Source organism: Herbaspirillum huttiense, from assembly GCF_047300815.1.
GTDB lineage: Bacteria > Pseudomonadota > Gammaproteobacteria > Burkholderiales > Burkholderiaceae_D > Herbaspirillum > Herbaspirillum huttiense_A.
Genome location: NZ_CP178608.1, coordinates 1293358 through 1314563 on the forward strand (window position 1 = coordinate 1293358; position 21206 = coordinate 1314563).

A 21206-nucleotide genomic window follows, 5' to 3' on the forward strand; every position below is an offset into this window, starting at 1 on the left:
GCATCCTTTTTTCATCTTTGAATCGAACGCAGCGGCGTACCATGGCGCCATAGCTCAATGCTGACACCTCGTCAGTAAGTGAAATTACGAATGCCCGCTTGTCTGTCTTCCTGGCAACAATAGCGCCTCGCCAGCCCGTGCGGTTCATGGGGAATCCGCAGGGCCTGGAACAATGCGAGTCCCAGGCGGGCTTTGCATTCCCGCAAGGCACGCGGCCCATCACGCCGTGTGCACGGTAGCCCTGTTGAACCGGCGGCGGTCATCCCGTTGTCGTGTCGAAAGCTTGTTGTCAGGAAAACCCTGATCGCGCCGCGACGGTATTCGTCGCACCATGTACCGAAGTGTCAACACCCGGTGTGCTGCATGGCCCGGTCTGCCTTTCCACTTACTGCGCAAAAGAGAAAACGATGAGCTATTTCGCCAACATGAAGATAGGCCGCCGCCTGGGCGTAGGATTCGCCGTGATCCTGGCCGCTGCCAGCGTGGTGGTTGCGCTGTCGATCTGGCGTCTGCAAGGCATTGCCGAGGCCACCAACGAAATGATGCACGAGCCCCTGACCAAGGAACGCCTGGTCTCGGACTGGTACCGCACCATCCACACCAGCGTGCGCCGTACCACGGCCATTGCCAAGAGTGCCGATCCCAGCCTGGCTACCTTCTTTGCGGCCGATGCGGCCGAGGCCAGCCGCACGTCCACCGAACAGCAGAAGGCCATCGAAGCCCTGATCGAGTCGCCGGAAGAAAAAGCCGTCTTCGCCAAACTGGGCGAGGTGCGCAAGGACTACATCAAGCAGCGCGATGCCATCTCCAAGGCCAAGGCCGACGGCAATGCCGAGGAAGCCGCCAAGATCCTGGCCGGCCCCTTCGATGTCGCAGCCAAGGGCTATCTGGATTTGCTGCAGCAATTGCTCAACCTGCAGCGCGCTAACATCGACCAGGTGGCCGTGCACATCCAGGAGGTCTATCACGAGAGCCGCAACCTGATGATCGGTCTGGCCATCCTGCAAGTGGTGCTGGGTTGGCTGTTTGCGCGCAGTCTGGCGCTGGGCATCACGCGGCCGTTGGAAAAGGCGGTCAATGTGGCCGAAGCCGTGGCCGCCGGAGACCTCACCACGCGTGTCGATGACAACCTCATTGCCCGCAAGGATGAAACCGGCAAGCTCATGCACGCCCTGCACGCCATGACCGTCAACCTGGCCCGCATCGTCGGCCAGGTGCGCAGCGGTACCGATGCCATCGGCACCGCCTCGCGCGAGATCGCCACCGGCAACCTCGACCTCTCGGCCCGCACCGAACGCCAGGCCGGCGCGCTGGAAGAGACTGCATCGGCCATGGAAGAACTGACCTCTACCGTGGCCCAGAATGCCGACAACGCGCGCCAGGCCAACCAGCTTGCGGCCTCCGCTTCGTCGGTGGCGCAGCAGGGCGGGGAAGTGGTGTCACAGGTCATCTCCACCATGGGCTCCATCAACGAATCCTCGCGCAAGATCGTCGACATCATCAGCGTCATCGACGGCATTGCTTTCCAGACCAACATCCTGGCCCTGAATGCAGCGGTGGAAGCAGCCCGTGCTGGCGAGCAGGGCAGGGGCTTTGCGGTGGTGGCCTCCGAAGTGCGTTCACTGGCCCAGCGTTCGGCCTCGGCTGCCAAGGAAATCAAGACCCTGATCGATGACTCGGTGGCCAAGGTCGGCTCCGGCAGTGAACTGGTGGAACGTGCCGGCACGACCATGGATGAAGTGGTGGCCAGCGTGCGCCAGGTTGCCGACATCGTCTCCGAGATCACGGCTGCCAGCAGCGAGCAGAGTGACGGCATCAGCCAGGTCAATCTCGCCATCACCGACATGGACCAGACCACCCAGCAGAACGCGGCCCTGGTCGAAGAGGCCGCTGCCGCTGCCGAAGCCATGCAGGAACAGGCTGCGCGCCTGTCCGAGGTGGTGAGCCAGTTCAAGGTGCTGGCGCAGGACCAGGCAGGCTATGGCAGTGGGGAAGTGGCCAGCCGGGTGGCAGTGGATATCACCCCGCCGCGACCGGCCTTGCGCTGATGCCGCGACGAAACTGACGCCACAAACAGAGAACCCGCCCTTCATATCCTGGCGGGTTCTTTGTTTTGGCAGGCCGTCAACACGGCGGTAGCGATGCGGGTGAAACAATCTCTGCACCTCGACAGCGTATGAGCGGGGGCCGAGCCCCCGCGCCGTCAGTAGGTCGCCCGTCCGCCCGAGAGATCGAAGACCGACGCCGTAGTGAAGGAATTCTCCTCCGACACCAGCCACGCCACCATCGCCGCCAGCTCCTCCACCTTCACGAAGCGCGCGCGTGGGATCTTGGAGAGCATGTAGTCGATGTGGGCCTGGGTGCATTGCTCCAGGATGCGGGTCTGTGCAGCCGCCGGGGTGATGGCGTTGACGGCGATGTTGCGGGTCGCGGTTTCCTTGCCCAGGCTTTTGGTGAGGGCGATCATGCCGGCCTTGGCGGCGCTGTAGGCCGAGGCGGTGGGATTGCCCTCCTTGCCGGCGATGGAGGCGATGTTGACGATGCGGCCGTAGTTCTGCGCGATCATGCGCTGGACCACCACCTGGTTGACGTAGAAGGCGCCATTGAGATCGATGTCGATCACGCGGCGCCATTCTTCGGGCGAGTAGTCCGCCACCGGATTGTTCTGTCCGGCGATGCCGGCGCTGTGCACCAGGATGTCGATGGACTGGGTCAGTTTTTCGGTGGCTTCGATGGCTTGCTGGACATCGGCCTGGCTGGCGATATCCACGCGGATGGTCTCGACATGGCCCAGCGGTTCCAGCTTGGCGCGGGCCTCGGCCAGCGCTTTTTCGTCCATGTCCCACAGCACCACCTTGGCGCGGCCTTGCAGCAGGCGTTCGGCCACGGCATAGCCGAAGCCCTGGGCACCCCCGGTGATGATGGCGCTGCGGCCCTGGAAATCGTAGTGATTCATCGTGTCTTCTCCTTCCCTGTTGCGGTCTATTGGATCGCGCAGGCGCACTGGCGCCCGCACATGGTCGTTCTTGTTCTTGTGGATGTCGATGGAGATGCAACCGCGCCGCCGGATGGCAGCGCGGGGTGACGCGGCGACCCTGGTGGATCAGGCGTCGATGGTCTTCTGCTGCTGTTCACCCAGGCCGTCGATGCCCAGGCGCATGGTCTGGCCGGCGCGCAGGTAGACTGCTTCCGGCTTGACGCCCATGCCCACGCCCGGCGGCGTGCCGGTGGAGATGACGTCGCCCGGCTGCAGGCTCATGAAGCGCGACAGGTAGGAGACGATGTGCGCCACGCCGAAGATCATGGTGCTGGTATTGCCGTTCTGGTAGCGCTTGCCATCCACTTCCAGCCACATGCCCAGCTTTTGCGGGTCGGCGATTTCATCGCGGGTGACCAGCCAGGGGCCGATGGGGCCGAAGGTATCGCAGCCCTTGCCCTTGTCCCAGGTGCCGCCGCGTTCGATCTGGTATTCGCGCTCGGAGACGTCGTTGACCACGCAATAGCCGGCCACGTGGGACATGGCGTCCTTCTCGTCGATGTAGGTGCCGCCCTTGCCGATGACCACGCCCAGCTCGACTTCCCAGTCGGTCTTTTTCGACCCGCGCGGGATCTTGACGTTGTCATTGGGGCCCACTACGGCGGAGGTCCACTTGTTGAACACCACCGGTTCGGCGGGGATGGGCAGGTTGGATTCGGCGGCATGATCGGCGTAGTTCAGGCCGATGCAGATGAATTTGCCGATGTTGCCCACGCAGGCGCCGATGCGCGGCGAGCCTTCCACGGCGGGCAGGCTTTCCAGGTCGAGCTTCTTGATCTTCTCCAGCGAGGCGTCATCCAGTACGGCACCGTTGACGTCCTTGATGTAGGCGGACAGATCGCGGATCTTGCCGGATTGGTCGAGGACGCCGGGCTTTTCCTGCCCCACCGGGCCGTAACGCAGTAATTTCATCGTGTTTCCTTTGAGAAAATTTGTCTCTGGATGACAGCGCGGTGCCGTGGCGCGGCCTCAGGCTGCCGAGGACGGGCGACATGCGGGACACTGTCGTGTTGGGAAGCACGATATTACCAGTTTATTGGTAAGACCAATAGGGCGTAGCACATTCTTGGAGCGCCAAGTGCAGGGCAGAGTGATTTTAATGAGGTAGACATGTGCCTTGCGCCCATGAACACCGGACGATGTTGTTGGATCGTTGACCCGACACTGGGTGAAGGAAATTTCAGGTGGGTCTAGATCAATCGTAGAGCAGCTCTGAACTGGATGTCACTGTAAGGGACCTTCGCGCCGTTTTCCACTTTCACCATTGCTTTTGTCATGGTCAGCATCGTGTCGTCGTCTTCTACATTGATCAGGCTGTCCGGGCTAACGCCCAAGGCGGCCGCAACCACGCTGCTGTAGTTGTTGACGTTATTATTGTCTGACGCTGGGGCCCATCGTGCAATCATGCTGCGCGGGGTGACCAGTCCATGTACAAGTTTGTAGTTGCGCAAAATCACCATCATCGCCCGCAAGCCCCACTCCGGCTCCCGAAATACGCAAAAGGCCCTTTCCTGCTGCTGGAAGTCCGTCATCTGCGCCGGATCGGAGAGCCCTGTCCACATGGAAGCCGAGGGGCGGATATTGCCCGGATTGTTGTTGCGATAACCGCGTGGCAGTGACAAGGCCACGTCCGCGGAGCTGAAGACCGCATGCGCCGGATCGGCCAATTTGCCGGGCATGTTTTCTCCCTCGCTCAACAGCCGTTTGCAAGCCTGTGCACGCAATGATGGGTCGTTGAAGACGGAAGGAGCCAGTTCGGCGGTTATAGGTTGCGCCCCCGAAGTCCACCAAGGTAAAAGGTACGCTCCGAAGGCGGCGCTCTCAAACCGCTCGCCCACCTCTTCGAGTTCAGGTACCTGCTTCCTGAAGCATCCCCAATGGCATAGCTCGTGCAACACCTTAGCAGTGAGGAAACGTCCGGCCTCCGGATTTCCAGCCGCGGTTTCAAACCTCGCGCAGACATCCGAACTGATCTCAATGCGCCATGAAAGCGCTGGAACAAACTGCCCCCACACGGACGAGCCTAATGTCGACACGAAGATCATTGGTGCGCTCCCATCCAAAGAGAGTGCGGCGGTCGCTTCATGAACATCCAGATGTGAGTAGTACAAAAATTGTTGCCAGACCTCGGGTCTATCGCGCTGTAGCAGCGGAAGATGCTCTCCCAGAAATTGGCTGGACTTGGGATATCGCTGCTGCTGAACCGGAAAAATGTGCGCCAATTGCAATCCCCTTGAGCTTAGATACGTTGAGCCAGTTCTTCGTAATGGCGCATCCTGTTCGGATGCAAACGGGACCGGTCCACGCCATTGTCCTGGCACCATTTCGTGATCGCCGACTCGGTCTGCAGATCGGCAATACCGGTGATCAGAACCGGAAACCCGGTAGCAGCCAGCTTGGATTGCACCTTATGGACCGTTTCCGGCGCCGGCGCATTGACCACCACAGGTGCCAGATCCTGCATGGATGTGACCGATTTCCGCAACGTTTCCAGTCGGACCTCCATCAAGGAGATCTGCTGCACATCGAAGCCGGCGAAACTGGCGCGAGATGGTAGCGTGGCTGCTTCATCGGCCAGCATGCGGACCTGGGGGAGGGCGTTCTGTAAGATCGTGCGGTGTGGATCATCTCGCGACAGGCGTGCCAGCGAAGCGGTAAGTTCGGCTGCCAGCGCGCTAGCTTTCTGGCTGACGGTGACCGCCCTGGAAATGCTTTGTGGCACAGGCTGCGCATCGCCAGTTGCGGAGGGCAGCAACTTGCCAGCGATATATCCGGAGTGACTGACCATGGCCAGTAAGAGCACCGTTGGGCTCAACGTGGGCAGTTTGCCAATGAGCCAATCACCTCGGCCGAGCAGATAGATCATGGCAGCGCAGTAGCCAAGCACGATTACCATGGTGATCAACAACATCTGGACTCTGGGCAGGTCGATCGTGGCTGCGGAACGGATATCTTCTCCGCGCACCAGATCTGAGATTCTGGCATCAGAGGGCTGATCCTTCGTCATCAATTGCCCGACTGCAGAGACCGGACCGGACAAGTTCTGTTGTGGGACCAGTTGTCGATTCAGATCGGCCACTTCGTCAACCGGACTGCTCTGTTCACTCTTGCGACTCAATGCTAGCGGCGACCCCAGAAAACTGGCCGCGCTCAATCCCATGAGCGTCAGCAGTTCCCAATCGATCTCCACCCCGAGGGCATCAAACTTCGGCTCACCCCTGATCGCATTAGACATGAAGACCACGTATACGCTGCCCAGGACCGCGATGGTCCACATCGACATCTGTAGCCTCGCCAATGAATAGCGGTTGCGCTCATCTATAAAAATTCCGCCATAACGCCCGCGCAGTTGTGAACCGGTCAGCGCCAGCAGGGACAGGATCCCCGTCATGCAGCACAGCCAGGCACTGACGCGGGCCCAGTCGAATTGCCCTGGCCCGGGTGGGGTTTGATACGCAGCCAACATCACTACAGGCATGACCAAAGCGATCAGGCCAGCGCAAAAGAGCGTCGAAGCCGACGCTGCTTTCGGGTTGAGGTCGTTCGTTGTTTTCATGGTTCTTGCTTCCGCAGCAGGGCTTCAGTATCGGCCAATAGCTTTTTTGGATCGCTTTTGCTCATGTCTGCTCCCGTTGTCCCACCGTTTTCACGCCAATAGTCCACCATTGCCTTGTTGGTGATCGGTCCCTGGCAACCGTCGACGACGAGCGGATCCTTGTTTTTCCCTGTATCGCCCGGCTTGGCGCGTTGATTCAGCAGCGCCTGCTGGACCTTTGCAACCCGGTCGTCCCATTGACAGGGCTGCGCCTTGGGCGATGTAGCTGCGAGCGCAGCCGGTTGTACACCCGCTTGCGCACCCGGCTTTGCGACGATGGTCAGGTCCAGTATTTCGCTGCCTTTCGCCGCGTCCCTGACTCTGAATTTGTAATTGCTCGCAGCGGCGCCCTCGCTCACGGTGATGCTGATGACACCGTTGCTCTCGACCTTCGTTGAGACTTGATCGGGCAACGGTGCTATGGCCGATGGCACGATGCTGTACGCGGGTACGCCCCCACTAACCAGCGCAACACCTGTTTGTCCAGCAGTCAGCGTGAGGGCTGCAGGTTCAAGTTTCATGGTCAGACCGGCTGCAACTACGTTGACCTTGCAGGCCTGCATGGCCGCCAATGGAGGTTTGACGTTGATGGCGGCAAGGATGCCTTGTGCCTCTTCGATAGTGTGTTGCAGTCTTGCTGCCAGCACCCGGATCTTTGGATCGGCGGCAGCTTTGGGTAATGCCCCGTTCGCCAGCGGCGTGCTTGATGAAGTCATGGGTGCATACAGCTTTTGCCCGATCAGGGTGGTTACCAAGGAACCCATATCGGGTGAGGCATTGGCCAGCATTCTGGCAACCTGCACTTCGATATCGCTCACCACGGAATAAAGTTCGCCGCCGGCGGATGCCAATCTTGCCTGCGCTTCAATGAGCAATGGGATAAGCGCATAGGCATTTGCAATAGCATCCCTGCTCTGCACCAGATCAGCATTCTCAGTCCCCCAATACTCCTTGATGACTAATGCATTGAGTTCATTTGCATCGGTGCGCAAACGATCGATGAGGGATGCTAAATTATCCTTACTCCCATACGCGGAATTCAATGGCTGGATGGCGGCCAGCGCGCATTGCAGCGCCGCAGCGCCTTCGATGTAGATCAGTCCCTCCGTCTGCGGGTTCGCCCAATTGTTGGCCGTATAGAGGCCGGCTCCGGCCAGCCCCAGACCCAGCACCACGTTGCTGCCCACGCCGCGTGTCGCCAGATCGCCCGCCACCAGGCCCATACCTACGAGTCCCAAGCCCGCCAAGCGCGCTTCGCTGCGCTGGGCCGAAGCACGCTCCAGGTATTTCGTTCTGAGAGATTGAGTTACTGCAACAGCATCGGGCAAGGATTTGGATTTGACGTATTTCGCTAACAACGCAGAGTCCGGTGTGGGCGTTGGCGATAACGAAGTGCAGCCAGAAATGAGCAGCACAAAAAGAAGTAACGTGGCGTTTCGAATATTTTTCATGATCTCCCCCGAGATACTTTTTTCTAACTATAGTTAGCGAATTAAAAACTTCAATCCCATTTTCGATAGAAAAAAATGTTTCTGTGTCGCTTCTGGCGATTTGCTCGCCAGGATGTGGTCCAATAAATCGACCAGAGGGATGTGTTCGATCACACGGTCAGCAAGATGCAACAGCAGGGGCGTTCCGTAATTGATACTTCATGGAAATAGGCCATCGTCCGTAACCGCGCCGAAGAGTATCGGGGCATGTTGCGGTGGCGTGATCAGGAGAAGCGCTATGCGAGCGCCTGCACGATGGCCTCTGGCACGAACTGACGAATGTTCCTGAAGCAGGATTTCCCCTAGCTCACTTCCCCACCTCCATCTGCTGCACTTTTCGCGCCTCTGCAGTTTGCAGGTTCCCTTTATTTTTTTGCCTCTCCGCAGGCACTCGCGCAAGCGCAGGTAGTGTTCCAGCGCCATGAAAACCTGTCCTTGCTTTAAGGCCTCTTCTGGAGCGGCGCCCAGCCCCTCTTTAAGAAATGCGTGATGCGCTGACGCGGGCCGTTGCCGCAGGCACGAGCAATCTGGCAGGAGAGCACGGAGTGTGTCCGCTGGTCACTGCAGGTCACTTGAGCCCTGCAGCCCCTCGTCCGCTGTTCTCTTTGCCTGGCTCCCGGGCGGAGCATACAATTCCCGGAGTTCTCTGCAGGTCGCCATCGGCTGACGCAGCGAGGGACGGGATGGATGAACGCCAGGAGAATGCGACACCTTGAGCGCACCCTGCGTCAATCATGGTTGAAACGGGCAACAGGAACAGGATTCGGATGGACACTACCTGGCTGGAAGATTTTGTGGCGGCAAACCGGGAAGGCAGCTTCTCGCGCGCCGCAGAAGAACGTGCGATCAGCCAGCCTGCCTTCAGCAGGCGGATCCGCTGCCTGGAGGAGTGGGTGGGCGCACCGCTGTTTGACCGCAGTGCTCGGACCGTGCAGCTCACGCCGGCCGGTGAGCGCTTGAAACCATTTGCCGAAGAGATATTGCGCCAGCTGGAAACCGGCCGCAAGGATGCACTGAGCGCGACCCAGGCGAGCAGCGAGAAGCTCTTTTTTGCGGCCACGCATTCGTTGTCGCTGACCTTCTTCCCGCCCTGGCTGGGGTCGCTGGAAAGGGAAGAACCGCTGATGTCGACGATCCAGCTGACGGCCGACAGCATGCAGGGATGTGAGCGGCTGATGATCGACGGGCAAGCGCAATTTTTGCTGTGCCACCATCATCCCGCCGCCTCCAGCCTGCTCTCGGCGGACCGCTTCAAGTCCGTCATGCTGGGCGAGGACGTGCTGGTGCCGGTGGCTGCGCCCACCCTCGCTGGCGACCCGCTATCGAAAGGCCCCTTCTTGGCCTATGCCGAATCCTCGGGCATGGGGAGAATATTGCGTGCGGCGTGGGAAGAGAAAGGCCAGGCTCCGTTGCCGGAGGCCGTCTTCACCTCGCATATGGCGTCTGTACTGGTGATGATGGCGCGCGACGGGCGGGGCGTTGCGTGGTCCCCATTGAGCCTGGTGCAGGAAGATCTGCAATCCGGCCGGCTGGTGAAATTGGGTGCGGCCAGCGACGAGGTGCGCATGGAAATCCACCTGTTCCGGCCACGCGTTCGGCAGCTCAGGGCGGCCGAACGTTTCTGGGAACGCGCGCTGGAACGTGCGGCTCAGGCGCCGAGGAACTGATGCAGTTCCTCCAGGACCTCCTGCGGGGATTCTTCCTGGAGGGTATGGCCGCAATCGAGTGCGCGGCCGTTGACCTGGACGGCTTTTTCGCGCCAGGTCTGCAACACGTCGTAGAGCTGCCCTACGGTTCCCCTCTTTCCCCACAAGGCCAGCACCGGCACTGAAATCCGATTGGCCTTGTCTTCCTCATCGTGCTGCAGGTCGATGCTGGCCGCGGCACGGTAGTCTTCGCAGATGGCGTGACGGGTTCTCGGATCGAGATAGCAGCGAAGATATTCCTCAAAGGCCGCCGCTTCGGTGGCACCGGCGATCTTGTTCTGGCCGTCGATGTGCTTGCGCAGGAAAAATTCCGGATCGGCATCGATGAGGCGCTCGGGTAGCGGATAGGGCTGGATCAGGAAGAACCACCAGAAATAGCGCGTGGCAAATTCCTTGTCGGTGCGCGCGTACATCGTCGCCGTCGGTGCGATATCGAACAAGGCCACGCGGGAAACCGCTTGCGGATAATCCAGCGCCATGCGATGCGCCACCCGTGCGCCCCGGTCATGACCGACCACGGCAAATTGGCGGTGCCCCAGCGCCTGCATCAGCTGCACCAGGTCGGCCGCCATCGCGCGCTTGGAATAATGGATGTGCCCGGGTCCGCCTTCGGGCTTGTCGCTGTCTCCATAGCCGCGCAGGTCGGCGGTCACGACGGTGTAGCGCCTGGCCAGTTCGGGGGCGATCTTGCGCCAGGTGACATGGGTCTGCGGATGGCCATGGATCAACAGCAAGGCCGGTCCGGCGCCGGCGATGGCGAAGCGGATCCGGATGTTCTCGGCGCTCGTGAAGTCCTGCAGCGCAAATCCCTGCAGGAACGGCGATGGCCCGATCGGGGTGAAATGTCCCGAATTCTCTACACTCAGCGAAACCATGGATTGTCCTTGAAATGCTTGTCTTGAAATGCCTGGATCTGATCGCGCCAGGTCAGCGTCTGGCCGATCCCGTCGAGTCCCTGCAACAGCGCTGTCTTGCGCATCGGATCAATAGCGAAGCTTAGTTCAAAATCCGGTCCATTGATGGTTTGCTGCTGCAGGTCCACCGTCACCACGTTCAGGCCAGGTTGATGAGCAAGTTGCATGATGCAACTAAGCTCTTCTTGCTGGAGCGTGATCGTCAGCAGCCCGTTGCGTGCACAGTTGTCGGAGAAGATGCCGGCGAAGGAAGTTCCGAACAGGGCACGTACGCCATATTGCATGAGCCCCCACACCGCGTGTTCGCGGCTGGAACCGCAGCCGAAATTGTCGCCCACCACCAGGAATTGCGCATTTCTCCAGCCGGGCTGGTTGAGGATGAACTCCGGCCGTTCCTGGCCGGCGGCGTCGAAGCGCAGTTCGTGGAAGAGGCCACGCTCCAAGCCCCGGCGATCGATACCCTTGAGGAATTGCTTGGGCATGATCACGTCGGTGTCGATATTGGCGGCAGGCAGCGGGGCCACGATGCCTTGGACAATGGAAAACGCTTGCATCAGATATTCCCCCGATAGTGACGTGCATCGACCAGATGGCCTGCCAGTGCGGCGGCGGCTACCATGGCCGGGCTCATCAGGTGGGTACGGCCGCCGCTGCCTTGCCGTCCTTCGAAATTGCGGTTGGTGCTGGAAGCACAGCGCTCGCCGCTGGCCAGGATGTCGTCATTCATGGCCAGGCACATCGAGCATCCCGATTGGCGCCACTCGAATCCGGCGTTCATGAAAATTTGGTCCAGCCCCTCCTGCTCGGCCTGCCGCCGTACCGAGCTGGAGCCTGGCACCACCATGGCGAAGACGCCCGGTGCGATCTTGCGCTCACCGATGACGCGCGCCGCATCACGCAGGTCTTCGATGCGGGCGTTGGTGCAGGAGCCGATGAAGGCCCGCTGGATCGAGATCGAACTGGCCGGCTGGCCTGCCTGCAAGCCCATGTAGTCCAGCGCGCGCTGCATGCCCTGCCTGCGCACGGGATCGGCTTCCCGGGCCGGGTCCGGAATGTTCTCGCAGATGCGCACCGCCTGGTCCGGACTGGTGCCCCAGGTCACCATCGGGACCAGGTCGGCCGCGTGCAAATGCACCTCGGCATCGAATACCGCATCCTCGTCGCTGGCCAGCGTCTTCCATACAGCAACCGCTGCTTCCCACAGCGCATCCTTGGGTGCCCGGGGGCGCCCCTGCAGGTAAGTGAACACTTTGTCGTCCGGTGCCATGAGCGCACCGCGCGCGCCGCATTCCACCGCCATGTTGCAGATGGTCATGCGCGCCTCGACGCTCAGTGCCTCGATGGCAGTGCCCTGGAACTCGATGGCATAGCCCGTCGCGCCGGCGGCGCCGATCTTTTCGATCAGCGCCATGATGATGTCCTTGGAGGTCACGCCCGGCGGCAGCACGCCATCGACCATGACCCGCATGCTCTTCAGGCGCCGGTAGACCAGGGTCTGGGTCGCCAGATAGTGCTCGATGTCCGAGGTGCCGATGCCAAAGCCCAGGCAGCCGAAGGCGCCATAGGTCGTGGTGTGGCTGTCGCCGGCGGCGATCACCATGCCGGGCAGCACCAGCCCGATCTCGGGCATCACCACATGTTCGATCCCTTGCAGCGGGTGCAGCACGTCGAACAGTTCGATGCCGAACTGCTCGCAGTTCTCGGCAAAGTATGCCGTCTGGCGCGCGGCGCCAGGATCGGGCATCAGGGCGCTGCGACGGGCTGCGGTCGGATTGACGTGGTCCACCGTGCCCAGCGCTGCCTCCGGCCGCCACACCGGCCGCTGCGCCTGTCGCAGACCGGTAAAGGCCTGCGGCGAGGTGTATTCGTTGAGCACCGTCCGGTCGATGTAGAGCAGCACCTGACGGGCCTCTTCGTCGAGCACGCGCACCAGGTGACTATCGATCAATTTGTTGTAGAGCGTCTTGCCCATGTCATTTTCCTTGCACTAGATGGACTGCGAACCTGGAAAAGTCTAATCAGGTCGGCGTCTGGCCTCCAATGCAAATAGTGGATAGGTGTATTGAATAAACGAAATTGATTCGGCGGCGCGCGCGCCTTAGCCTAAGCGCCGATCCACCTTGCCATCCGGACCATCAAAAAAATCAATTGGAGACCATCAACAATGATCATCAGGAAACTGTACGTACAGGTGCTGCTTGCCGTCATCGCAGGAGCAGCGCTGGGCTATTTCTCTCCCCATGTTGGCACCGAGCTGAAGGTGCTCAGTGACATCTTCATCAGGATGATAAAAATGGTCCTGGCTCCCGTGATCTTCTGCACGGTCGTGCTGGGCATCGCCAAGATGGAAAACATGAAGGAGCTCGGTCGCGTGGGCGTGAAGGCGCTGGCCTACTTCGAGGTGGCCTCCACCGTCGCGCTCCTGTTCGGGCTGCTGGTGGTCAATGTCCTCAGGCCCGGCGCGGGCATGAATGTCGACGCCGCACGCCTGAATGCGTCCGCAGTGAGCCAGTACACGGCCGCCGCCACCAAGCAGGACGGCATCATCGGCTTCATCGTCAATGCCGTACCGCAAAGCATCGTGGAAGCCTTTGCCAAGGGCGATATCCTGCAGATCCTTTTCTTCGGTGTCTTGCTGGGGATCGCCCTGTCCCAGATCGGACCGGTGGCAGGACCTGCCGTGGCGTTCATGGAAAGCTTCCTGGCCGGCGTGTTCAAGGTGGTGTCGATGGTGATGCGGGTGGCGCCCTTGGGCGCATTCGGCGCCATGGCTTTTACCATTGGCGCCTATGGCATCGGCAGCATGCTGGCCCTGGGCAAGGTGCTCCTGTGCGTCTATCTCAGCTGCTTCTTGTTCGTGCTGCTGGGATTCGGACTGGTTGCGCGTCTGAGCGGGTTCTCGCTGTGGAAATTCCTGAAGTTCATCCGCGATGAGATCTTTACCGTGGCAGGGACCTGCTCTTCGGAATCCGTGCTGCCGCAGCTCATGCGCAAGCTGGAATCGGCCGGCGTTCCGAAACCGGTGGTGGGCCTGGTCGTGCCGGGAGGCTTGAGCTTCAATGCCGACGGCAGCGCGATCTACTTTTCGATTGCCGCCATCTTCATTGCGCAAGCGACCAACACGCCCTTGTCGCTGATAGAGCAATTGACGATCCTGGGCGTGCTGATGCTCACCTCCAAGGGCTCTGCCGGTGTGGCCGGCGCAGGCTTCATCACGCTGGCGGCCACACTGGCCTCGATGCATGCCATTCCTGTCTCCGGCCTGGTGCTCTTGCTCGGTGTCGACCGCTTCATGGCGGAGGCGCGCTCGGTCACCAACACGATCGGCAATGCCATCGGTGCAGTCGCCGTGGCGGCGTGGGAGAAATGCCTGGACCGCGATCAGCTGGCCCGTGCATTGAATGGCCAGGTGGATGAGCCGGCCATCTTGCCTGCACACGTCCATGCCGGCCAGGAATCCGGCATTCACGCGGTGCAGCCCTCCAGCCACTGAGAACTCGCTATCAAACAGGAATGAGATCATGAAAAAAAACGCATTCACCACCTTGGCCATGACCGGCATGGGCCTGGCCGCAATGGCCGGGGCGCAGGCGCAAAGCAGTGTCAGCGTCTACGGGATCATCGACACCAGCCTGACCTACACCAGCAAGGTGGGCAGCGGCAACGGCAGCCGCTTGAGCATCGACTCGGGCGATCTGGCCACTTCCCGCATCGGGTTCAAAGGCATGGAAGACCTGGGGGGAGGCTGGTCGGCCCACTTCCATCTGGAGAACGGCTTCAATGCCGATAACGGATCACTGGGCACAGCCGATACCTTGTTTGACCGCAAATCGGTCGTTGGCCTGAGCGGCGGTTTCGGTACGGTGACCATCGGTCGCCAGACGGATTACCTGGAAGACATCGGCGCCAGGTACACGTCGGCGCAGACCTTTGGCGGCAACGGGGTCAAAGGCGGCCACTTCAACAATCTCGACCGGACTGCAGGCGGCGCCCGGACCAGCAATTCGGTGCGTTACGATACGGCCAACCTGAGCGGCTTTACCGGCAGCCTTTTCTATGGATTCGGTGAAGTGGCGGGCAAGACATCTGCCGGCCAGGCCTTCGGCCTGGCCGCCAACTATGCGGCGGGCGCATTCGGGATCGGGGCCGGGTACTATCAAAGCAAGTTGGCGGCCGATGCGTTGCCGGCGCGTGCCGGGCAAGCCAATCTGAAGACCTTCACGATCGGTACCAGCTACCAGTTCGGCCCGGCCAAGCTGTACGCCGCATGGTCGCAATCGAGGCAACCGGCAGCGCCCGCCGTTTCCTCCACGGGGCTGGTCAATATCACCACTGCCACCAAGTCAAACGTCTTCGATGCCGGGGTGAGCTATGCCGTCACCGGCAACTTCTTTTTGCTGGGCAGCGCGATCCATGACCGCGCCAACGTCAAGCGCGTGACTGCGGGCAAGACCCAGGTCTCAACCACGCAGCTCAATGTGGGCGTGGACTACTACCTGTCCAAACGCACTGACCTCTATGCGCTTTATACCCGCCAGCGCGCCAATGGCGTCATCAATCCGGGTGTCATCAATGCGGCGTACTCATCTTCGCCCGCTGACGACAGTTCGCAGAACGTGTTGCGGCTGGGCGTTCGACACAAGTTCTGAATCGCGGATGCGCAGGGCAGTGCAGGCAGTCTGATGGGATCATCCGCCCAGGCTGCCGATTCAGCGTGCCTTCTGAAATTCATGCGCGATATCAGCCTGGCGGCCTGCAGAGCTGGCAGCGACGCTGCCGGCTTTGCGATACGGAAATTCCAGATGAAAACACGTCAGGCCGCCGCCGCTCTCCACCCGGCAGCCTCCACCATGCAACTGCATGATGGAACGCACGATGGACAGGCCCAGTCCGTTGGACTGGCTGGAGTGCTGGCGCGACGGATCCCCCCGGAAAAATCGATCGAAAATATTTTCCAGATCCGCACTGGCAATGTCCGGTCCGTGATTGAGGACCTTGATCGACATGCCTGTCGCATGGGCTTGAGCGCTCAGCGCGATGGCGGTGCCAGGCGTTGCAAAACGGATGGCGTTATCAAGCAGATTGGCCAGTGCACGGCGCAACAGGCCGCCATCGGCCCGCAGCGGGCCTTCGCCTTCCCATTGCAGTGCCACGCCCTTTTCGGCCGCGAGGTCTTCAAAATAGTCGCACAGCCGGCCAAGCTCCGCATTCACGTCCAGATCGGCCAGCGCGATGGCCTCGCCAGCATGCTCCGTAGCGGCCAGGAAAAGCATGTTGTCGATCATGCGCGAGAGACGCTGCAGCTCTTCAAAATGTGAACCGAGCAGGTGCTGGTAATACTGCGGATCCCGCTCCTGGCCTAGGCCCACCTCGGTCTGCCCGAGCAGGTTGTTGATTGGCGTGCGCAGGTCATGCGCCATGTCCGCGCTCACCTGCTTGAGTTGTTCGAACCCCCGCTCAAGACGGGCCAGCATGGCGTTGAACTGGCTGATCAGGGCATCGAGCTCAGCCGGTGCTTCATGCCGCGTCAAGCGTACCGACAGCGTGCCCAGGCCAATGCCCGCCGTTTGTTCAGCCAAGCGGTGCAAGGGGGCCAGGCCGCGCCGCGCGAGGAGATAGGCCAGCACCGCCGCCAGCAATGCCATCGCGGAGGAAAACAGGATGATGTTGTTGCGGTACTCGCGCAGGATGCGCGTGCGTTCGGTGAGCAGGCGTCCGGAAATGATTTCCAGGGTTTGATCGCCCCCAGGTGATGCGCTCAATACGGCGGTATAAATGAAAGGAGTGCCGTCCGGCATGATCCTGCGCTTGACGTCCCCCGGATCCAGCACTTTATCCGGGGGGAGAGGGGACAGTGGAGGCAGCGTCCGGCGCGCCGGATTGACTTCGAGCAGCGGCGCGCCGCCCACCGGACGAATTACCAGCAGCGATTCCATATTGCCCAGCATGTTGGCGAAGAGCTGCGGCTTGTCCCGTACCAGCCCCCGGGCGTCCAGATCATGCAAGAGCGCGCGCATCTGTTCCACGCGCGCCAGCAAGGCGCCGTCATCCCGCATATCCAGCTGCCTGGCCAGAGCCACGTACAGCGAACCGCCCAGCAGCACCAGCGTGACAAAGGAGAATGCCAGCAGCAACAACGCCAGCCGGATGGTCAGGGACCCGCTTCTCACGACGGGAGCTCGCAGCGGTATCCGATGCCATGCACCGTATGGATCAGCCGGACGTCGAAGGGCTCATCGATCTTCTGGCGAAGGCGGCGCACGGCCACATCGACCACGTTGGTATCGCTGTCGAAGTTCATGTCCCATACCCGGGAAGCGAGGAAAGTGCGCGACAGCACCTGTTCGGGATGCTGCAGGAAACAGACCAGGAGCTTGAACTCCTTGTTGGTCAGGGAAATTTTGACGTTGCCCCGTTCACACCGATGTTTTGCCGTATCGACCTGCAAGTCGCCCAGGCGCAGCACTTCCTGGGGCGACTGCGGACGGCCCCGCCGCAAAATGATGCGAATGCGCGCCAGGAGCTCGGCAAATGAAAAGGGCTTGACCAGATATTCCTCAGCACCCAGTTCCAGGCCGCGCAGCCGGTCTTCCAGCTGCCCCTTCGCGCTCAGGAAAAGCACGGGCGCGCGGCCCTGCGACCGCAGGTGCTGCATGACGGTCCATCCGTCCAGCCCGGGCAACATCACATCCAGCAGGATCAGGTCGTACGTCGTTTCGGAGGCCAGATGCAAGCCATCGATTCCATTGTCGGCACGATCAACGGTATATCCTGCCTCGCCCAAACCGCCCGCGATGTAATCGGCCGTCTTGGGTTCATCTTCAATAATGAGAATCTTCATCGGCTTGCCTGGCCCGGTAATGTCGGTCGACCTGAACATGTCATGCACATGCACGTACTGCGCCATTTTACCGGCGGCGTCCTTTCATTTCACATTCGCTGCTTCAAGGATCAGCCGGGCGACGGCTTCCGGCTGAGAAATGAGCGAGACGTGACTGGCGTTGAGCTCGATGGTGTGCGCGTTCATCCGCTTGGCCATGAAGCGCTGCTGGTCGCTATTGATGGTGTGATCCTGCGTGGAGACCGCGTACCACGTCGGCTTGTCCTTCCAGGCCGCGACGGTAGTCCTGGCTGTCTTGATGGCCTCGCCTATGGGTTGCTGCACGGCATAGTAGGCTTCTGCTTCGGCCTTTGGCAGGTCGCCCGCAAAGTCCTTGACGAAGGCCTCTTCGCTGAGGCTGCCGAAGCCGTCGGCCGACCATTTCAATCCAGCACCCGCAGGGGCTGGCGGATAGCGCCGGGTCAAGGCGGGATAGTCTTCGCCAGCCTCAGGAGCGCGCGCTGCGATGTAGACCAGCCCCTTGACCTTCGGCTCGTCGCCGGCCTGGCTGATGACCATGCCGCCATAGGAATGGGCCACAAGAATGACCGGGCCATCCTGTTGGGCCAGTGCGCGTTTGACTGCGGCCACATCGTCGTCCAGCGAAGTCGTAGGATTTTGCACCGCAGTCACATGCAGGCCTTTGGCTTGCAGGAGCGGGATGACCCTGGACCAGCTGGACCCGTCGGCAAACAAGCCATGCACCAGCACGATGTTTTTCACCGGTTCGGCAGAAGCGGCTTCGGCAGCATTGGCCGCGGGCAGGGCTGTGGCGCCAATCAGGCCGCAAGCCAGAAACAGGGAGAGTGCGATCGAACGGGGTTTCATCAGAACTCCTCGGGAAATATGAGAGAGCAGCCACTCTAGATCGCCGGGGGAGACAAAACGATGACGCACCCATTACAAAAAAATGACGCTTGCAAGGCAGCAGCGAGCGTGGTCGCACGTCTCGCATTCATTGCTGCCTGGAATCATCTGCCCTTGACGTTCTTCTCCGCCCACTGCTCGGCAGTGGTGACTGCAATCGATTGACGCGCATTGAAGGTCCCTTCCTTCGGCCATGCCACGCCCTTGCCCTGCGCAAAGACGGCGCGGTATTTCTTGATGTGATGAGAAGGATCCTTTTTCAGTTCGTCGAGCAGGTAAGGCACGCTCCAGATATTGCGCCGGAAAGGACGTCCGAGGACGCGTTCCAGAATATTGGCCACCTCGCCGTAGGTCACCGTATCGCCCGACAGATAGACGATTTCATTGTTGAATCGGGGCTCGAAAAAGACGATCTCTGCCGTCAGCAAACCAATGTCATCCGGGGTGGTCAGCGTCACGCTGGTCTCAAGGCTGCCCAAGGCGTTGACGGTGTCGTTGGCGAAGTCCACCACTTCAAACACCGGCTCGAACATGAAACTGGTGAACATGCCGGTCGAGATGATGACCCATTGCGTCTTGCTCTGCGCGCGCAGCAATTCGCGCACATCGAGCTGTGCATCGAACAGGTCCTGGGGACTACCGCGCCCGATGGCCTCGAAATCGACTCCGAATTGCCACGGGAAGTAGCGTTTCACTCCCGAGCGCAAGGCGGCCGTGGCGAGCTTCATCGGCGTCTCGCGGCCAGCGACCATGCCGGCACAGCCGATGACGGTATCAAAGCGCGCAAAGATTTCAGCCAGCTGATCGATCGTATCGTTCACAAGATCGGCTGCGACCATCCTGATACCCAGTGCGCGCAGTTCGTCGATCTCCGCTTTCTTTGCGGGGACTTCGGTGTTGATCGTCGATTCCCTGAGCAGAACGCTGATGGCCGAGCCGGGCGCACGTTCTGCCACGCGCGCCAGGTTGCGCAATACCGGAAGGCCGAGTTCGCCTGCGCCTAACACGAGGATGGATTGGGGAGGGAGTTGGGGTGTGCCATGCATGATCGGTCCTGAGGGTCGTTGCTGATAAGATGGCCGCATGGTTGCACGATCACGCAACGCTCTCAAGAAGGCACACGGATGATACCAAGGGCAGCAATCATCGCTGATGAAGCACTCAAGCAGGCAGAGGCCATCTGCCAGACATTGCGCGAGGATGACGATGGCGTCAGGCGGGATGTCCTTGCGCATGCAGGCAGCCGCTGGGCGCTGGGCATCCTGCACGCGCTCGGGGTGTATGGCACGCTGCGCCACGCCGAGCTCAAGCGTCAGCTCAGTGGCGTGACCCAGCGCATGCTCACCAAGACGCTGCGCGCACTGGAACGCGATGGCCTGCTGCTGCGTCACGAAACCGATGAAAAGGCGCTGCGCGTGGAGTACGAACTCACTGTGCTGGGCAAGGAATTGCTGCTGCGCATGTCACCGATCTGGACCTGGGTGGTGGAGCACGCGGAGGACTTCCGCCAGGCGCGCCACACCTTTGATCGCCAGAACCAGGGCGCAGAGAATATCCACCGGAGCTGGTAGTCCCTCCACGCGAAGACGTTTTCTCGCGGCAGACCCTGCCCTCAGGAAGCCACCCTGTCCTGGTCGTGAAACTCCTGCATCCAATAGGGGTAAGGTGTTGACTGCTTCGATACTTCGCAGAGGCGCTGGTCGAGCGGAGCCGCAAGCGTCATGTCGATCGAGGCCAGGTTGGCGCGCAGCTGTTCGACCGTGCGTGCGCCAAGCGTGATGGAGGAGATCGCTGGCCTGGCGAGCGTCCAGGCCAATGCCACTTGCGCAGGCTGCGCCTGCAGTTCATCAGCGATCTCCCGCAGCGCGAACACGATGGGATCCCCGCGCAAGGGATCGATCGGAGGAAAGTTCAGATCGGCGCGACGACCCGCACCGGCACCCGGTGCACCGGCCGTGTATTTCCCGCTCAGGTAACCGCCTGACAGGGGACTCCAGACGATAAGGCCTACCCGGTTGGCTTGGGCAATGCGCGTGATGTCGTGCTCGATGTCACGTGCAGCCAGGGAGTAATACACCTGATTGCTGGTCAGGCTGGCCAGGTGCGCTTGCCGGGAGATTGCATGTGCACGTTCGAGGTCGGCGCCGCTGAAATTGCATGCGCCAATGTGGCGCACCTTTCCCTGTGTGACCAGATCATCCAGCGCTCGCAGTGTCTCCTCCAACGGCACCAAAGCATCGCGATCATGCAACTGGAAAAGATCGATGTGATCGCGCTTGAGTCGCCGCAGACTGGTCTCCACGGAGCGCATGATATGCGATCGTCCGAGACCGACATCATTGTGCCCCGGCCCGGTGCGCAGGCGCACTTTGGTTGCTACCATCATGCGCGTGTCGTCGATGCCCAATGCAGAAAGTGCTTCGCCGAGGATGGTTTCGGATTGTCCCTGTGAATAGGCGTCGGCCGTATCGAACAGATTGACGCCATGGTCGAGTGCGGCGGAAATCAAGGCCATGGCGGCTTGCCGGTCTACGCCGGCAATTTTCCCCCAGATACCCGTCCCCCCGCCAAAAGTCATGGTGCCTAACGAGAGGCGGGAAACGAGCAGGCCTGAACGGCCCAGCAGGCTGTATTGCATGAAGTGCTCCTGTCAGAAAAGTGTGTTTGCGCCATCGGCCTGCCCAGACGAGAGGCCTGCCTGGCCTGGCGCGATGATC

The 21206-nt window shown here is 60.8% G+C and carries 18 protein-coding genes; 5 read left to right on the forward strand and 13 right to left on the reverse strand.

Annotated features, from left to right (window positions below; genetic code table 11):
- Window positions 1-407 precede the first annotated feature (407 nt).
- Complete coding sequence (locus ACLRDN_RS05965) at window positions 408-2048, forward strand: methyl-accepting chemotaxis protein (protein ID WP_413459375.1); 1641 nt, start codon at window positions 408-410, stop codon at window positions 2046-2048.
- 155 nt (window positions 2049-2203) lie between these two features.
- On the opposite strand, the gene ACLRDN_RS05970 is transcribed toward ACLRDN_RS05965, so the two are convergent.
- From ACLRDN_RS05970 to ACLRDN_RS05990, 5 genes are all read right to left on the reverse strand, one after another.
- Window positions 2204-2956 carry an SDR family NAD(P)-dependent oxidoreductase gene (locus ACLRDN_RS05970; protein WP_413459376.1) on the reverse strand — a complete coding sequence of 251 codons (753 nt, stop codon included), beginning with the start codon at window positions 2954-2956 and terminating at the stop codon, window positions 2204-2206.
- Window positions 2957-3103: 147 nt separating this feature from the next.
- Window positions 3104-3949 (reverse strand): fumarylacetoacetate hydrolase family protein, encoded by an 846-nt coding sequence (locus tag ACLRDN_RS05975; RefSeq protein ID WP_413459377.1) that lies wholly within the window; start codon window positions 3947-3949, stop codon window positions 3104-3106.
- Between the two features lie 278 nt (window positions 3950-4227).
- Complete coding sequence (locus ACLRDN_RS05980) at window positions 4228-5259, reverse strand: hypothetical protein (protein ID WP_413459378.1); 1032 nt, start codon at window positions 5257-5259, stop codon at window positions 4228-4230.
- Between the two features lie 17 nt (window positions 5260-5276).
- A complete protein-coding gene (locus tag ACLRDN_RS05985) occupies window positions 5277-6593 on the reverse strand; it encodes a hypothetical protein (RefSeq protein WP_413459379.1) in 1317 nt (438 codons plus the stop codon).
- The gene (locus ACLRDN_RS05990) at window positions 6590-8083 is read right to left on the reverse strand and encodes a hypothetical protein (RefSeq protein WP_413459380.1); all 1494 of its coding nucleotides are present in this window, start codon (window positions 8081-8083) and stop codon (window positions 6590-6592) included. The genes ACLRDN_RS05985 and ACLRDN_RS05990 overlap by 4 nt, the downstream gene beginning before the upstream one ends.
- An 806-nt stretch (window positions 8084-8889) precedes the next feature.
- Between ACLRDN_RS05990 and ACLRDN_RS05995 the strand changes: the two genes are divergently transcribed.
- Complete coding sequence (locus ACLRDN_RS05995) at window positions 8890-9789, forward strand: LysR family transcriptional regulator (protein ID WP_413459381.1); 900 nt, start codon at window positions 8890-8892, stop codon at window positions 9787-9789.
- Here the strand turns inward: ACLRDN_RS05995 and ACLRDN_RS06000 are convergent.
- From ACLRDN_RS06000 to leuC, 3 genes are read right to left on the reverse strand one after another with little or no spacing between them, the layout of a single operon-like run.
- Entirely contained in the window at window positions 9771-10703 is a 933-nt protein-coding gene (locus ACLRDN_RS06000; RefSeq protein ID WP_413459382.1) for an alpha/beta fold hydrolase, read from the reverse strand. The genes ACLRDN_RS05995 and ACLRDN_RS06000 overlap by 19 nt on opposite strands.
- Window positions 10691-11296, reverse strand: coding sequence for a 3-isopropylmalate dehydratase small subunit (gene leuD, locus ACLRDN_RS06005; RefSeq protein ID WP_413459383.1), 606 nt, complete (start codon window positions 11294-11296; stop codon window positions 10691-10693). The genes ACLRDN_RS06000 and leuD overlap by 13 nt, the downstream gene beginning before the upstream one ends.
- Window positions 11296-12714: a 3-isopropylmalate dehydratase large subunit gene (gene leuC / locus ACLRDN_RS06010; protein ID WP_413459384.1), complete on the reverse strand. Its 1419-nt coding sequence runs from the start codon at window positions 12712-12714 to the stop codon at window positions 11296-11298. The genes leuD and leuC overlap by 1 nt, the downstream gene beginning before the upstream one ends.
- A 192-nt stretch (window positions 12715-12906) precedes the next feature.
- Here leuC and dctA point away from each other — a divergent pair, with 192 nt between their 5' ends.
- Both dctA and ACLRDN_RS06020 read left to right on the forward strand, forming a co-directional pair.
- On the forward strand, window positions 12907-14235 hold the full coding sequence (dctA, locus tag ACLRDN_RS06015; RefSeq protein WP_413459385.1) for a C4-dicarboxylate transporter DctA: 1329 nt from the start codon (window positions 12907-12909) through the stop codon (window positions 14233-14235).
- Window positions 14236-14263: 28 nt separating this feature from the next.
- Window positions 14264-15391 carry a porin gene (locus ACLRDN_RS06020; RefSeq protein WP_413459386.1) on the forward strand — a complete coding sequence of 376 codons (1128 nt, stop codon included), beginning with the start codon at window positions 14264-14266 and terminating at the stop codon, window positions 15389-15391.
- Between the two features lie 60 nt (window positions 15392-15451).
- Here the strand turns inward: ACLRDN_RS06020 and ACLRDN_RS06025 are convergent, their stop codons facing one another.
- From ACLRDN_RS06025 to ACLRDN_RS06040, 4 genes are all read right to left on the reverse strand, one after another.
- The gene (locus tag ACLRDN_RS06025) at window positions 15452-16912 is read right to left on the reverse strand and encodes a heavy metal sensor histidine kinase (protein ID WP_413459387.1); all 1461 of its coding nucleotides are present in this window, start codon (window positions 16910-16912) and stop codon (window positions 15452-15454) included.
- Complete coding sequence (locus ACLRDN_RS06030; RefSeq protein ID WP_413460355.1) at window positions 16909-17583, reverse strand: heavy metal response regulator transcription factor; 675 nt, start codon at window positions 17581-17583, stop codon at window positions 16909-16911. The genes ACLRDN_RS06025 and ACLRDN_RS06030 overlap by 4 nt, the downstream gene beginning before the upstream one ends.
- Window positions 17584-17667: 84 nt before the next feature.
- Window positions 17668-18450: an alpha/beta fold hydrolase gene (locus ACLRDN_RS06035; RefSeq protein ID WP_413459388.1), complete on the reverse strand. Its 783-nt coding sequence runs from the start codon at window positions 18448-18450 to the stop codon at window positions 17668-17670.
- Between the two features lie 143 nt (window positions 18451-18593).
- Window positions 18594-19535 carry an aromatic alcohol reductase gene (locus ACLRDN_RS06040; RefSeq protein ID WP_413459389.1) on the reverse strand — a complete coding sequence of 314 codons (942 nt, stop codon included), beginning with the start codon at window positions 19533-19535 and terminating at the stop codon, window positions 18594-18596.
- A 78-nt stretch (window positions 19536-19613) separates the two neighbouring features.
- Here ACLRDN_RS06040 and ACLRDN_RS06045 point away from each other — a divergent pair, with 78 nt between their 5' ends.
- The gene (locus tag ACLRDN_RS06045; RefSeq protein WP_413459390.1) at window positions 19614-20060 is read left to right on the forward strand and encodes a winged helix-turn-helix transcriptional regulator; all 447 of its coding nucleotides are present in this window, start codon (window positions 19614-19616) and stop codon (window positions 20058-20060) included.
- A 41-nt stretch (window positions 20061-20101) separates the two neighbouring features.
- Here the strand turns inward: ACLRDN_RS06045 and ACLRDN_RS06050 are convergent, their stop codons facing one another.
- A complete protein-coding gene (locus ACLRDN_RS06050) occupies window positions 20102-21127 on the reverse strand; it encodes an aldo/keto reductase (protein ID WP_413459391.1) in 1026 nt (341 codons plus the stop codon).
- Between the last annotated feature and the right edge of the window lie 79 nt (window positions 21128-21206).